Annotated in this window: 16 protein-coding genes; 7 read left to right on the forward strand and 9 right to left on the reverse strand. The window is 49.5% G+C overall.

What is annotated here, in order from left to right; genetic code table 11:
- Positions 1–180 (forward strand): hypothetical protein (locus O59_RS22100; RefSeq protein ID WP_040393299.1); only part of this gene is annotated, 180 nt, incomplete at its 5' end.
- A 174-nt stretch (positions 181–354) separates the two neighbouring features.
- Here O59_RS22100 and tyrS read toward each other — a convergent pair.
- A complete protein-coding gene (gene tyrS / locus O59_RS17125) occupies positions 355–1662 on the reverse strand; it encodes a tyrosine--tRNA ligase (RefSeq protein ID WP_007644853.1) in 1308 nt (435 codons plus the stop codon).
- Positions 1663–1869: 207 nt separating this feature from the next.
- Here tyrS and O59_RS17130 point away from each other — a divergent pair, with 207 nt between their 5' ends.
- Complete coding sequence (locus tag O59_RS17130) at positions 1870–3273, forward strand: OapA family protein (protein ID WP_007644855.1); 1404 nt, start codon at positions 1870–1872, stop codon at positions 3271–3273.
- 55 nt (positions 3274–3328) lie between these two features.
- Positions 3329–4438, forward strand: a complete 1110-nt coding sequence (locus O59_RS17135; RefSeq protein ID WP_007644856.1) for an anhydro-N-acetylmuramic acid kinase — start codon at positions 3329–3331, stop codon at positions 4436–4438.
- Positions 4439–4458: 20 nt separating this feature from the next.
- On the opposite strand, the gene erpA is transcribed toward O59_RS17135, so the two are convergent.
- The 4 genes from erpA to argC all read right to left on the reverse strand — a co-directional run bounded on the left by erpA (position 4459) and on the right by argC (position 7151).
- Complete coding sequence (gene erpA, locus O59_RS17140) at positions 4459–4812, reverse strand: iron-sulfur cluster insertion protein ErpA (protein ID WP_040393300.1); 354 nt, start codon at positions 4810–4812, stop codon at positions 4459–4461.
- 74 nt (positions 4813–4886) lie between these two features.
- Positions 4887–5267, reverse strand: a complete 381-nt coding sequence (locus tag O59_RS17145; RefSeq protein ID WP_007644858.1) for a polymer-forming cytoskeletal protein — start codon at positions 5265–5267, stop codon at positions 4887–4889.
- 21 nt (positions 5268–5288) lie between these two features.
- Positions 5289–6035, reverse strand: coding sequence for a DUF6776 family protein (locus tag O59_RS17150; RefSeq protein ID WP_157152623.1), 747 nt, complete (start codon positions 6033–6035; stop codon positions 5289–5291).
- A gap of 69 nt (positions 6036–6104) precedes the next feature.
- Positions 6105–7151: an N-acetyl-gamma-glutamyl-phosphate reductase gene (gene argC, locus O59_RS17155; RefSeq protein WP_040393347.1), complete on the reverse strand. Its 1047-nt coding sequence runs from the start codon at positions 7149–7151 to the stop codon at positions 6105–6107.
- A 218-nt stretch (positions 7152–7369) separates the two neighbouring features.
- Here argC and O59_RS17160 point away from each other — a divergent pair, with 218 nt between their 5' ends.
- The 4 genes from O59_RS17160 to hemL are packed head-to-tail and all read left to right on the forward strand — an operon-like array spanning position 7370 to position 11575.
- A complete protein-coding gene (locus tag O59_RS17160) occupies positions 7370–9187 on the forward strand; it encodes a chloride channel protein (RefSeq protein ID WP_007644870.1) in 1818 nt (605 codons plus the stop codon).
- Positions 9188–9235: 48 nt separating this feature from the next.
- The gene (locus O59_RS17165; RefSeq protein ID WP_007644872.1) at positions 9236–9658 is read left to right on the forward strand and encodes a CopD family protein; all 423 of its coding nucleotides are present in this window, start codon (positions 9236–9238) and stop codon (positions 9656–9658) included.
- A 1-nt stretch (position 9659) separates the two neighbouring features.
- The gene (gene thiE / locus O59_RS17170; RefSeq protein ID WP_007644874.1) at positions 9660–10277 is read left to right on the forward strand and encodes a thiamine phosphate synthase; all 618 of its coding nucleotides are present in this window, start codon (positions 9660–9662) and stop codon (positions 10275–10277) included.
- Positions 10278–10291: 14 nt separating this feature from the next.
- Complete coding sequence (gene hemL / locus O59_RS17175; protein ID WP_007644876.1) at positions 10292–11575, forward strand: glutamate-1-semialdehyde 2,1-aminomutase; 1284 nt, start codon at positions 10292–10294, stop codon at positions 11573–11575.
- A gap of 80 nt (positions 11576–11655) precedes the next feature.
- Here hemL and O59_RS17180 read toward each other — a convergent pair whose 3' ends face one another.
- The 4 genes from O59_RS17180 to cyoE form a co-directional block, all read right to left on the reverse strand.
- Positions 11656–12255 (reverse strand): Yip1 family protein, encoded by a 600-nt coding sequence (locus O59_RS17180; RefSeq protein ID WP_007644878.1) that lies wholly within the window; start codon positions 12253–12255, stop codon positions 11656–11658.
- Between the two features lie 272 nt (positions 12256–12527).
- Positions 12528–13205 (reverse strand): SCO family protein, encoded by a 678-nt coding sequence (locus O59_RS17185; protein WP_007644880.1) that lies wholly within the window; start codon positions 13203–13205, stop codon positions 12528–12530.
- Positions 13198–13674, reverse strand: a complete 477-nt coding sequence (locus tag O59_RS17190) for a copper chaperone PCu(A)C (protein WP_040393301.1) — start codon at positions 13672–13674, stop codon at positions 13198–13200. Before O59_RS17190 ends, O59_RS17185 begins: the two co-directional genes overlap by 8 nt.
- A complete protein-coding gene (gene cyoE / locus O59_RS17195; protein WP_007644884.1) occupies positions 13649–14575 on the reverse strand; it encodes a heme o synthase in 927 nt (308 codons plus the stop codon). The genes O59_RS17190 and cyoE overlap by 26 nt, the downstream gene beginning before the upstream one ends.
- Positions 14576–14603: the final 28 nt, after the last annotated feature.

The following is a 14603-nucleotide window of genomic DNA, read 5'->3' on the forward strand; positions in this document are numbered from 1 at the left end:
AGCGCTTCGGCTCAACCGTGGGAGGCGCATTATACGCACCTTCTAAATCTTCGCAAGCGTTTTCTTTTTCAGAATCTGCCTGCCGGTGATTCGCAAAAGTGTTTTGCTTTCGCTTTATCACCACTCGCCGTTAAGCGAGGCGCGCATATTACGCTATTTTTTTTCTTTGTAAACCTTTAATTTTCTTAATTTTTTACAAAGCCACCAAGCTTTTAGTCTTTCCGTTTTCGCGGCCGCCCCAGCTCGGTGTGGGCGCGCACTATACGAATCCAACCCCTCTAGCGCAAGCTCTTTCGGGGAATTATCTCACCCTTACTTCGATTGAGATCACTTACCCATCAATAACAACAGAAACTATACAACCTCAAACAAGTGATATTTCTTCTTACCCACTCTCACGAGATAAAAGCGATTAAAAAAAGCATTTCCTGACGCAAAACAATTAGCCGCCTGCATATTGTCATCGATAGATTTAGCCACACCATTAACAAATACCGCATTTCTCACCAATGCATCCTTAATTTGCTTTCCAGATACAGCCAATTCGGCATCAGCCAATAACTGTGTGAGCGGCAAATCAATGATTTCTGCGCGAATCAACTTTGACGACGGCAATCCATCCTGCTGCAACTGCAAGAAATCTGACTCACTCAAGCCAGACAACTCATCACTAAACAGCGCCTGGGTAATACGCTGGGCAGCCAACAAACCAGCATCGCCATGCACAAGCCTGGTGACCTCTTCAGCAAGAATTCGCTGCGCCTCAGGCTTACCCTGACGAGCAACATCTTCCGCTTCAATAGCCTCAATCCGGGCAACCGACAGAAAAGTAAAGTAGCGCAGGAACTTATAGGCGTCAGCATCGGCAGTATTTAACCAGAACTGATAAAAGGCATAAGGCGATGTTTTTGCTGCATCAAGCCACACAGTACCCGACTCAGTTTTACCAAACTTGGTGCCATCCGACTTGGTCACCAACGGCATAGTCAAACCAAACACATGCGCACCATGCATACGGCGCGTCAAGTCGATCCCACCGGTAATATTACCCCACTGGTCGCTACCGCCAATTTGTAAAGTACAGGCATTGCGAACATAGAGCTCGGAGAAATCATAGGACTGCAGCAACATGTAGGTGAACTCGGTAAAAGAAATCCCCTCCCCCTCACGTTCGATACGCTGCTTTACCGATTCTTTATTAATCATGTTGTTGACAGAGAAATGCTTACCCACATCGCGCAGAAAGGTAAGTACATCGATTTTTCCAACCCAATCCAGATTATTCACAACCTCGGCTGAATTTTGGCCGCAAGAAAAATCGATAAATTGACTCACCTGACATTTAAGCTTATCAACCCAATTAGCAACCACATCAGCAGTATTGAGCTTACGCTCCTGTGCTTTGAAGCTTGGATCACCAATCAACCCCGTGGCGCCGCCCACCAAGGCAATAGGCTTGTGGCCGGCAAGCTGGAAGCGCTTGAGCATCAGCAACGGCACCAAGCTACCAATATGTAAACTGTCCGCAGTCGGATCAAAGCCACAATAAAGGGTGCGACTGCCAGAATTGAGATGCTCGACTATGGCATCGCCGCCAGTCATCTGTGCAATAAGTCCGCGGGCTTGCAACTCTTGCAAGAAATTAGTGTCAATTGCTGTCATAACGCACCAACCAAGGTTAAAAAAAGTGTTTCGATTAGGAACAAAAAGGCGGCAAAGATACCTCAACTTTCCTCAATTACAAGACCAAAACAGACCCTTGTTACGGAGTGATGAACTTTTGGGGTGTTAATGGCATATTTTTCTGCTATAAATGCTCTTTCTTGGATCACATTCCTATAAAGAATTACGACTTTTACGATGCCACCAATGAAACACTATTACACCATTGCCCGATCGACCCTGCTTGAGCATGTGCCGCGCGGACACCTTGCGGCCGCAGCATTGCTCTCTGCTGGTCTAGTGATTTTGTTAGGTACGGATAGCAATACAACACAATCCTCAACGATAATACAAAGCAGCAATATCCCAGGACTGGAAATTCAAGGCACAGAAACCCAAGCCGCCCCCATAGCTATTCCTCCTGTAGAAACCATCATCCAGCAAATTGCCGCTCCGGCAGAAAAAGAACCTGTCGATGTGGTGCCACCAAAACCCCAATGGAAAGAGTTTACTGTTCAGAATGGCGACAACTTGTCGGTTTTGTTCAAGCGCGCTGGCCTCAATGATCGCGCCATCTACGAATTATTTAGCGATGCCAAGGATGCCAAGGATCTGCGCAATATTCGCCCGGGCCAAAAGATGGCATTCCTTGTCGAAGACGGCCACCTGAATGGCTTGAAATATGTTGTCGATGAACTCAATAGCTTGACCTTTGATCGCGGCACCAAAGGCTTTACCAGCAAAGAAATTGCACTTAAGCCCGACGTGAAGTATGCCTTCCGCCAAGCATCTATTGACAGCTCTCTTTATATGGCCGGCAAACGCGCAGGCATGCCAAGCAATTTGACCATGGAAATGGCAAATATTTTTGGCTGGGATATCGACTTTGCTCTGGACATACAAAAAGGCGATAGCTTTAAAGTGATGTATGAAGAGCAATTTCTGAATGGAAAAAAAATTGGCGTCGGCAAAGTAATAGCGGCGGAATTTACTAACGGCGGCAAAACATTTAAAGCAGTGCGCTACACCGACAAAACTGGTAATAGCGCCTACTACACGCCGGATGGTCGCGGCATGCACAAGGCATTCCTCCGCACCCCCATTGAGTTCGCTCGCATTAGCTCTCACTTTAATCTGGCACGCAAACACCCTGTTTTGCATATTATCCGTGCGCACAAAGGCACAGACTATGCTGCTGCACGCGGAACACCTATTCGCGCCACAGGTAATGGTAAAGTTTCCTTTGCGGGACGCAAAGGTGGCTATGGCAACACAGTTATCATCCAACATGGACAAGGTATACAAACACTCTATGGCCATATGAACGCATTTGCCAAAGGTATGCGGAATGGCGCCAGAGTGAGCCAAGGGGATGTGATTGGCTATGTTGGCTCTACCGGTTTAGCCTCAGGCCCGCACCTACACTATGAATTTCATGTGAATGGACAGGTACGCAACCCGGTTACAGTTCCGCTGCCAAAATCTATTGGCATAGAGAAGACCGAGCTTGCACGATTCAACGAAACCACACGCCCACTGATTGCCAAACTGGATCAATTCAAATCATCTAATCGTCTGGCAGTTGCAAACAACGGCACCAGCGGCAATTAGCTCTTTAAATGATGCCACCTGCAAGGTGGCATCATTGCACATCGGGAATAATCCAATGTCCCACTCCAATCTCTATATCGGTTTAATGTCTGGCACAAGTGCGGATGCAATAGATGCTGTGCTGGTGGAATTCGGAGCGCAGCCGCGTCTGATCGCTAAATATAGTGAGCCATTGAGCAATGCCATTCGCCAGCAAATCCATGCGCTTGCACTACCTGCCGCCAATGAGATTGATCGCATGGGCGCACTCGATATTGACTTGGCACGACTATTTGCAAACACAAGCCTAAAACTGCTCGATCAAGCTAATATCCTACCCGATCAGGTAATTGCTATAGGCAGCCACGGGCAGACTATCCGCCATCGCCCACCAGGCTCCCCTGAAGGTTGCTTCACCCTGCAAATTGGCGACCCCAACACTATTGCCGAATTAACCGGGATCACCACAGTTGCGGATTTCCGGCGGCGCGATATAGCCGCAGGTGGCCAAGGCGCCCCATTGGTACCGGCTTTTCATCGCGCCATTTTTCAAACACCTGAACAGCATAGAGTTATTGTGAATATTGGCGGCATGGCCAATCTCACCTGGCTCCCCAAGCTAGGGCTTGCATTGGGCTTTGACACTGGCCCCGGCAACGCCCTGATGGACGAATGGACACTACTGCATGCGGGCAAACGTTATGATGAGTCGGGAGCTTGGGCGGCAACAGGCAAAATTAATCAGGAGCTACTGGACAGATTTCTACAGCATAGTTTCTTCGCACTAGCCGCCCCCAAGAGTACCGGGCGCGAAGCATTTAATCGTCAATGGTTAGACCAAGCATTGACCGGAATTAATATCCCAGCCAACGATGTGCAGGCAACACTGCTTGAACTAACAGCCATTACGATTAGCGATGCCATTACAGCACTCAGTACTGAATCCAAAGCAGTTTTTGTCTGCGGGGGCGGAGCCTACAACTCGCATTTAATGAGGCGCCTGCAAGCTCTACTGACAAGAGATAAGCTAGAAACCACCGCCACCCTTGGTGTAAACCCGCAATGGGTAGAAGCTATGGCGTTTGCATGGCTGGCCCAACAAACCATGAACCGGCAGCCAGGAAATTTAAAGGAAGTAACGGGGGCTAATAGAGAGGTAATTCTGGGTGGCGTGTATTACGCGTGAGCAATACACGCCAGATAAACCTAGACAGTAAACGATGAACCGCAGCCACAAGTGCTGGAAGCATTGGGGTTTTGAATAACAAATTTGGAACCTTGCAATCCCTCTTCGTAATCTACTCGTGCACCGACCAAATAAGGGTAGCTCATAGCATCAACTACAACCTTTACGCCCTCCCGCTCAACTACAGAGTCATCTTCAGCAACTGCCTCATCGAACGTAAAACCGTACTGAAAACCCGAGCAGCCGCCACCAGTTACATAAACACGCAGCTTGAGGTCCGGGTTATCCTCTTCCTCAATCAGGCTTTTGACCTTCGCCACCGCACTGTCGGTAACAGTGACAACTTGAGGGATATAAATTTCAGCGGTAGACATAAACACTCCGGATAACAACAAAGCCCGCAAGGGCGAGATTTATTATCCCTTTACCCTAGTAAAACAGTCAACTATTAAGCTTGATCGGCCGCTATTTCCAGAGCACTGGCGGTTTGCTGCTGGGTATTGATCATACTGCCATTCACTTGTGCACCTTTTACCATTTCTATCGAGTGATAATGTACCGTACCGATAACATTCCCCTTGGCCGCGAGCTCAAGATGCTTGGTGGAGTAGATATTGCCCTGCACCTTACCGTTTACTATGACTACTGGAGCGCGAACTTCGCCTTCAACAACACCGGTATCCGCGATCACCAATTTGGCATCCTTTTCATTCTCGGCAATGATATTGCCAGTCACCTTGCCCTCCAGTTGCAGCTCACCAGTAAAGTACAAATCGCCGACTACTTTGGTTGCGCGCGAAATCAAGGTGTGGTTATTGGAAAATGCCATCAGGGGCTCCTCAGTAAAGGTCTATTTATGTTTCGGCCATTCCAGCTGCGCCTCTACCGTTACGGGATTCCGGCGCGCATTGGACTTTACCGCCAATTCAAGGCGATCTGGAGTAAAGCCATCTGGCATAAGGATTTCCGTATCAATATTTTGAAAGAATTTGAAATTCAGGGGGATGGTGGCGGCCATCGATTCGCCTTGGTTTATCGCTAGTTCGTGCAATGAAAATCTGCGCTCTTTGCCCTCTTGCTGACCGACTACTGTTGCCTTGAGATCGCCCACAAAATCATCATCCCCCTCGGCCAGTTTCTGTATCACCAACTTGAACTGGTGTTTGCTGTCAGTAGTTGGCGAGACTGAAAACACACCAAAACTAATTCCCTTGGGATTGCTGTTCTTTTTGGAGGTCATAATGCGGTATACGTCGATATCCCGCTGCAATGCAGCTTTTTCCTCGCGCAACTCCATTACCCGTTGACGCAGCTCCTCACCAGCTTTGCGATCCACCTCGGCACTGAGCTGATAGGTTGCCAGCTCACGCCGCAACTCAGCCGATTCTGTGGTCATAACGTCCAATTGACCGCGCAACGCTTTGGCTTCGGCGGGTGAAAGTCGCTCAATACTGGCCTTATATTCCGCATAGCGATAAGCGGCAACAACCGCAGCCAAGACCAAGGCAATAGATAGCAGGGTAATAAGCGCCGATTTCAACGGGCGATGAGGCACCAGCTTGAGACGGTAAACGGGAGAACCTTTAACTTTGGCCATAGCAGATTTCATCTGTCATCGTTTTTATTATTCGCGGGATGACAGCTCATCCCGCGCGCTAAACCGTCATTAGGGCATTAAAGCCACAACATCCAGACCGGCAGTCTCTTCAAAGCCGAACATAATGTTCATATTTTGGATAGCCTGACCAGAAGCGCCTTTGGTGAGGTTATCAATCACCGATAACACCACCACTGTATCGCGCTGTTGCGGGCGCACAATGGCGATACGGCAAACATTGGAACCTTTCACACTGCGGGTTTGCGGCAATACACCTGCGGGTAATACATCCACAAAAGGTTCGTTGGCATAACGATCTTCATACAGCTTTTGCAGATCTGGCACTTTGCTGGCATCAAGCAGAGTTGCATAAAGCGTCGCGTGAATTCCGCGAATAATCGGCAACAAATGCGGTACAAAAGTCAGCGCTACTGGCGCAACACCGGCGGGCTGTACATCGCGTAAGCCCTGCTCGATTTCTGGCAAGTGACGATGCCCCGCCACACCATAGGCTTTGAAGCTATCGCTGATTTCCATCAATAGATTGTCGATTTTGGCTTGCCGACCGGCACCACTCGCGCCACTGGCGGCGTTGGCGATCAAACGGGTTGGATCGACCAGATTGTTTTCAATCAGCGGCAGATAACCCAATTGGGTGGCGGTGGGATAACAACCGGGGCAAGCGACCAGTTTGGCCGTGCGAATCGCCTCGCGGTTCACTTCGGGCAGGCCATACACAGCTTGTGCGACCAAATCGGGGGCACCATGGGGCTGGTTGTACCATTTTTCCCACAGCGGCACATCGCGGATACGGAAGTCAGCGGACAAATCGATAATGCGCGCCTTGGTATTCATCAAACCGCTCATCATGTTCTGTGCGACACCGTGAGGCGTGGCAAAAAAGATCACATCGCATTCGCCCAATAGCGCCACGTCCGGCTCGGTAAACGCCAGATCGACATGGCCACGCAGATTGGGGTACATATCAGCAACCTTGGTGCCCGCTTCGGCGCGCGAGGTGATTATAGTCACCTCAACCTGTGGATGTTTGGACAGCAGGCGCAACAACTCAACCCCTGTATAACCGGTTCCACCAACAATCGCCGCTTTAATCACCTCAACCCCCTGAAATTTGCTCAATATCATCGCTGTGTTTCTAACTATGGAGAATCATAAGGGCCATACGACTCTGGTATTCTGAGCGCGCCCTGTGCCATGGTTAGTAATAAAGAGGGCTATCATAAGAGCCTTATTCATAAATCGAAAGTAAAAGCTGCCGCCGCATCCGGAAAACGCTGGTGGCGTCGCAGTTAACGCTTTAGCAGGAACACACTGTGCCCGCCAACCTTCCACCGAACGCCACCAATACTCCCACTGACAGCAACCGCGCCAACAGCGGCCGCCTTGGTTTTAGTCGATATGCCGAATCCCTGCGCGATCAACTGGCGGGGGCGGAATCCCTGCCGCAATTGACGCTACTGGGGTTGCTCACCGGAATTATCGCCGGCGCAGTGATTGTGTTGTTTCGCTGGGCGGTGGAATTGCCGCTGGGATATTTCCTGCCGGGTAGCTTTGAAAACTTTGAAGCCATCAGTTCCCTCATGCACTTTGCGTTACCGGTCGCCGGAGCAATCCTGCTGGGGTTGATATTGCAACTGGTCGATAAGCGCCATCACGCCACCAGCATTGGGCATGTCATGGATCGCCTGCAGAACCATCAAGGGCGATTGCCTCTGGGCAACGTAATCACCCAGTTTTTCGGCGGCGCCGCCTGCTTGCTAACCGGGCAATCGGTGGGTCGCGAGGGCCCAGCCGTGCATCTGGGTGCAGGTAGCGGCAGTTTGCTCGGCCAATGGTTAAAGTTGCCTGCCAACAGCTTGAGACCACTGGCTGGCTGCGGAGTCGCCGCTGCCATCGCTGCCTGTTTTAACACGCCGATGGCGGGAGTAATTTTTGCGATGGAAGTGGTGATTATGCAGTACACCATCGCCGGTTTTATCCCTGTCACCCTCGCGGCCGTTGCTGGCGCCACCATGACGCGACTGGCCTTTGGCCCCGAAATCGCGTTTATCAATGCACAATCCGTAATGGGGGATTTACGGGAGCTGCCGCTGATGGGTTTGGTCGGGCTGGTAGTCGCCGTCTTTGCGGCAGCCTATATTCGCCTGCACGGTGCCAGTTGTCGCTGGGCGTTAAACCGACCTATCGCCCTGCGCTTCGCCTTGGCGGGATTGTTTACCGGTATCTGCGCCCTGTGGATTCCCCAAATTATGGGCGTAGGCTACGACACTATTAGCAGCGCCCTCGCAGGCGAAATAGGCTTTGCGCTGCTTCTGGCGATTGCAGTCGTTAAGCTGCTCGCCACATCCATTAGCCTTGGCGTGGGCATGCCCGGCGGTGTAGTAGGACCATTGCTGTTTATCGGCGCCTGTATCGGCGGCGCAGTGGGTAGTGCCGCGCAAATACTGATGCCCGGCACCGCCAGCGCCATCGGTTTTTATGTGATTTTGGGTATGGGCGCAATGATGGGCGCCACACTCAATGCCCCACTCGCCGCGATGATGGCAATCCTCGAACTCACTTATAACCCCAATATTATTTTCCCCAGTATGCTGGTAGTGATTGCCGCTTGCCTGACCACCCGCTGGGTATTTCGCTGCGATGGCTTGTTCCAACACGTACTGCGTATTCAGGGAAAATTCCGCAGTACCGAAGCAATGGAACAACTCCTCGGCAGTACCGGTGTACGTGGGTTGATGGATCGCCATTTGGTGATAAGCGATAACCTCATCAACGTCTCGACCGCTCAGCAACTGCTCAGCCATCATCCACACTGGATTTTACTGCGCGAAAATAATCAGCTGCTGCAACCGGCGGACCTGCATAGCTATTTACAAACACTGCAAAACGATCCGCAAAATTTAGGCAGCGATTTGCAAACCAGTGCTAGCGAAGATCAAATCAACCTGCTGGAAATTCCCGCGCGTCGCTACGACCTTGAACGAATCCCTGCGGATGCAAATCTATTTGAAGCCTTGGAATTGATGAATCGCCAACAGCTGGATGCACTTTGGGTTGAATCACTTAGCGATTCACACCAGCCACTGGGTATAATCAGCCGCCGCAACATCGATAACTACTATCGAATCTAGCGCTTGCTGAATTGAACCCTTGCCGAATTTAATCGTTGAGATGCACTTATGCTGTGGATAAAAGCACTACACATTATTGCTGTCATCACCTGGATGGCGGCGCTGTTTTATTTGCCGCGGCTGTTTGTGTATCACACCATGAGCGAAGATGAAATCAGCCGCGAGCGTTTCAAAATTATGGAGCGCAAACTGCTACGCGGTATCGCCAACCCCTCAATGGTTGCGGTATTTATTTTTGGGATTTGGATGAGCTGGCTCGGCTGGAGCTATTACTCAACCCAAGGCTGGTACTGGTGCAAATTAGTTTTGGTGGCCATTCTCACCGGTTATCACCACGCCTGCGTCGCCTACTGGAAGCAGCTGCGCGATGATCGCTGCACCAAAAGCCACGTATTTTTTCGCTGGTTTAATGAGTTCCCGGTATTGCTATTAATTGGCATCGTCATTTTGGTGGTGGTAAAACCTTTCTAATATGAACAATAAACTCTACGCGATTACCGACTCACAATTGCTCCCGGGGGATCAACTCTTCACCGCCGTAGCCGCCGCATTAAAAGGTGGCTGCAAGCTGGTGCAATATCGAGACAAAACCTCGGACAAAGTACGCCGATCATTTGAAGCCAGAAATTTGCTTGCGCTATGCAATCAATATCAGGCGCAATTATTAATTAACGACGATGTAGAGCTTGCAAAAGAAGTTGGCGCACACGGCGTACACTTGGGGCAAGGCGATACTAATCCCGTGGCGGCACGTATTATTCTCGGCAGTCGCGCAATCATCGGTGTCACCTGCCACGATTCACTGACACTCGCCCAACAAGCAATAAAAGACAGCGCCAACTACATCGCCTTTGGTCGATTCTTTCCATCGAGTACCAAACCTAACGCGCGCCCTGCGCCAATTTCATTGATTGGCGAAGCGCGCCAACAATTTAGCGCTATACCGATTGTGGTAATTGGCGGCATCACATTAGAGAATGGCAAACAATTACTGGATGCCGGCGCTGATATGCTCGCCGTTTGTCACAGTTTATTTGCGGCGGATGACATTACCGCCCAAGCCAAAAAATTTACTGAATTGAAAAATTAATTTAAGGATTCACCATGAGCCGCTCCGAAGAACTATTTTTACAAGCCCAAAAAACAATTCCCGGTGGCGTGAATTCGCCAGTACGTGCATTTAAAGCCGTGGGCGGCACACCGGTATTTTTTGAACGCGCACTGGGCGCCTATGTGTGGGACGCAGACGGCAAAAAATATATCGATTACGTCCAAAGCTGGGGGCCGATGGTTCTGGGCCACGCACACCCAGACGTGATCAACACCGTGATCGAAACCGCCAAGTTTGGCTTGAGTTTTGGTGCGCCTACTGAACGCGAAACCACGCTCGCTGAAAAACTCTGCACTTTAATTCCCAATATGGAAATGGTGCGCTTCGTAAGCTCCGGTACTGAAGCCACCATGAGTGCCATCAGGCTCGCGCGCGCTTTTACCAAACGCGACAAAATTATAAAATTCGAAGGCTGTTATCACGGCCACTCTGATTCTTTATTAATTAAAGCCGGTTCCGGCGCACTGACCCTGGGTGTGCCCAGCTCACCGGGTGTGCCAGCCGTATTGGCTGATCACACACTCACTCTCGATTACAACAATGCCGAACAAGTGCGCGAATGTTTTGCCAAGCTCGGTGACCAAATCGCCTGCATTATTGTTGAGCCGGTAGTAGGCAATATGAATTGTGTGCCGCCGGTGCCTGGCTTTTTGGAATGCCTGCGTGAAGTGTGTGATGAGTACGGCAGCGTCTTGATTTTTGATGAGGTGATGACCGGTTTCCGTGTTGCGCACAAAGGCGCACAAGGCCACTACGGTGTAAACGCCGATATCATCACTCTGGGCAAAGTCATTGGGGGCGGTATGCCCGTGGGCGCTTTTGGCGGCCGTCGCGACATTATGCAAATGATTGCGCCCTCAGGCCCGGTTTACCAAGCTGGCACCTTGTCTGGCAACCCCGTAGCCATGGCCGCTGGTTTAAAAACTCTGGAGTTATTGGAACAGGAAAGCTTTTACAACAACCTTTGTGCACGCACTACGCAATTAGTAGAAGGCTTACAAAAGCTGGCAGATGAAGCGGGCATCCCCTTCACCACCAATCATGTAGGTAGTATGTTTGGTTTCTTTTTTACCAGCGAGAAAAAAGTCACCAACTTCAAACAAGTCATGGCCTGCGATATTCCACGCTTTAATAAATTTTTCCACGGCATGCTGGAGCGCGGCGTTTACTTGGCACCAGCATCCTACGAAGCAGGTTTTATGTCAGGTGCGCACACCGAAGCGGACATTAACGACACTTTGCAAATTGCTGCCGAAGTATTTGCCAGCCTGAAATAATTATCGGAAGACCACAAAAACAAAAAAAGCCGACGCAGTTTTGCTGCGTCGGCTTTTTTATTGCGACCAAATTTTAATTGCTAACCTGTATAGGCAGGCCCGAAACCAAAACTCCAAATCAACACAGTAATAGCCATTAAGGCTACAAACATTACCAACCCGATAGTGAGGATGGAACTGGCGTAAACGAAGCCTTCATCCTCAGGGATTTTCATAAAAATGGGAATGCCGGTATAGAGCAGATAAACGGTATAAAACACCGCGCCTATACCGACCAACATGGTCAAAATCACATTGGGATAAAGTGCACAAAGCCCTGCAACAAACAAAGGCGTGGCCGTGTACGCAGCGAATACAATCGAGCGCGCAAGCCCGGGAGCCGAATCATAAGTGCGCGACATCCAATCGATAAACGCGCCCATAACACCCACACCGGCCAACAGCGCCAAGTACATTAAAACACTCATGGTTAATGCGCTGGATTCAGTGAGCATTACTGGCGCACCATCGCCAATTACCCACCCTACCTTCGTGGTGCCTATATACATTGAGATGGGCGGGATAAGCGCAAGAAATAAAACATGCGCAAAGTACAAGTGGGACACTGTCTCTTGAGTATCGCGAATTTCTTCCCACTCTTTATGTGGATGGGTAAAAAGCCCTGCAACATGAGAAATCATATTTTCCTCCAACAACTCTGCGACTGGTTATTCACTATTAGATTGTTCGACTAAATTGTTCGACGCGTTTCTGGTAGGGCGAAAAATAAATGCATTCGTCTTACAGATTCAGTATATAGCGTGATTGAAATGGCCTCCTCCACCCCGCTAGATCAAATACTGTTAAAAATTCAGCAGTAGATAACTGCTTCATCTAGCCCTACAAGTTCTCTCTCTAAGCAATTTATTGCTAAGTACTTTGCTGCCTATACCGAAACGACAAACAACAGAATTTAGTGTGTCATCATCAGGTTGAGGTCGGCCTCAAGTTGTTCGACATCGAACGGCGGCATAAAACTGCCACTGTAAGCGCCCTCAGGGTTGACGATAAAAATGCGTGTAGAATGATTTACTTGATACACATCGCCACTGCCATCAGGCATATCTATTCCCGCAGGCACCCTTAATAATTTACTGTCAATAATCACCGAGCGATCATACGCAGCACCAAAAAATTGTGCAGTTCGGGCAAGCTCACTGTTGCTTCCCTGGAGTGCCACAATGTCCGGGTGAAAAAAACCGACGTAGTCGCGCAGCTTAGTGGGAGTATCACGCTCGGGGTCAACACTGATAAAAACCACTTGTAATCCGGTATTTCCCTGCATCACTCGCAACAATTTTCCCAGCTTTTGTAATTCCAGCGGGCAAATATCGGGGCAAGAGGTAAAGCCAAAAAAGACCAGCGACCAGCGACCTCGCCAAAGACTTGAACGGATTGCTTCACCATAATGATTGGTCAAATTGAATTCCGGCAGCATTTTCGGTGCTGGCAATAACTGTGCGTTGTTATAAACCGGTTCGGGCGACAGCTGGCGAGCCCCCACAAAAATGCCAAGCGTTAGGCTCACCACAATAACCATTGCATAGAGCCAATAATGATGAAGTTTGCGGGTGGCATTCACACTAATCATCTGCAGCCTTTTTCACCGGAATACTGACGCTGTGTTGTGTTCCATCAGCAAAATCAAAATGAATATTTACCTTGTCGTTTAGGGTCAACGGAGCGTTTGCACCCAACAACATTAAATGTAAACCACCGGGCGCCAACTGAAGCTCCGATTGTGCAGGAATTATCAGCCTGTCGTGATGATCCATATACACTTTGTCGCCCTCGCGCCGCGTTTGGTGCATCATCACTTGCGTGCAGCAATCTGCACTGACTGCCACAATTATTTTTTCCTCCGGCGAATCATTGCGAAGATTCATATAAGCCGCATTCACGGAGGCGGCCGGCGGTGCCAATTTAACCCATGGGTTTTGCACAGTAAGTTCAGCCTGGGCAATCGCTACGCCAGGACACAACAGTGCGCTGAAAAATAAGATCACCATAATTGGGATTGGTTTAAATATTGTATTAACCGGCAAAAAATGCAATAACATAATGATCCACCAACAGTGCTAAAAACAGCAGCATTAAATGCACAATAGAAAAACGGAATGTTGCCATAGCACTATTTGCATCAGGCTTGAATTTCAACCGCCAGGCATGGCGAATAAAAACAATATTTAAATAAAGGCTTGCGCACAAATACACGACTCCAGCCATGCCAATTAAATAAGGGAGCCAGCACACGGCCATAAGCAACAAGGTGTAAAGCAAAATAAGCGTTTTGGTAAATTCAATGCCGTGCGTAACAGGCAACATGGGAATATTGGCTTTGGCATAATCATTGACGCGGTGAATTGCCAGCGCCCAAAAATGTGGTGGTGTCCAAGCGAATACAATCATCATTAACAATAGCGCTTCGCTGCTGACGCTGCCGGTGACAGCCGTCCAACCCAACACCGGAGGTAGTGCACCCGCCACACCGCCAATTACAATATTTTGCGGTGTGGCGCGCTTTAATAGCATGGTATACACCACGGCATAACCAAATAAGCCAAGCAGCGTTAAATAGGCAGTGAGTGCATTTACGGCCAGCATCAACAATAAGAATCCGGCAACGGCTAACAAACAGGCAAAAATCACAGCTTGATTACTTGTCAGCCGACCTTTAGGCAAAGGCCGCATGTGAGTGCGCGCCATTTGTGCATCAATTTTTTGATCTAGCACATGATTAAATGCCGCCGCCGCGCCGGACACCAATGCAATACCCACGCTAGCCGTGGCAATAAGCAAGAAGTCTGGCACTCCCGGGCTTGCCAACATCATGCCGACCACCGCCGTCAGCACCAAGAGTGCAACGACTTTGGGTTTGGTTAACTGATAATAAGCACGACCATAGCTACTTATTTCTGCGCGCCAACTCACACCGGGCGATACACTTTTTGTTATGGCCATGTTATTTCTCCCCCTTAGTTTGAATGAT

This window comes from Cellvibrio sp. BR, assembly GCF_000263355.1.
Taxonomy (GTDB): domain Bacteria; phylum Pseudomonadota; class Gammaproteobacteria; order Pseudomonadales; family Cellvibrionaceae; genus Cellvibrio.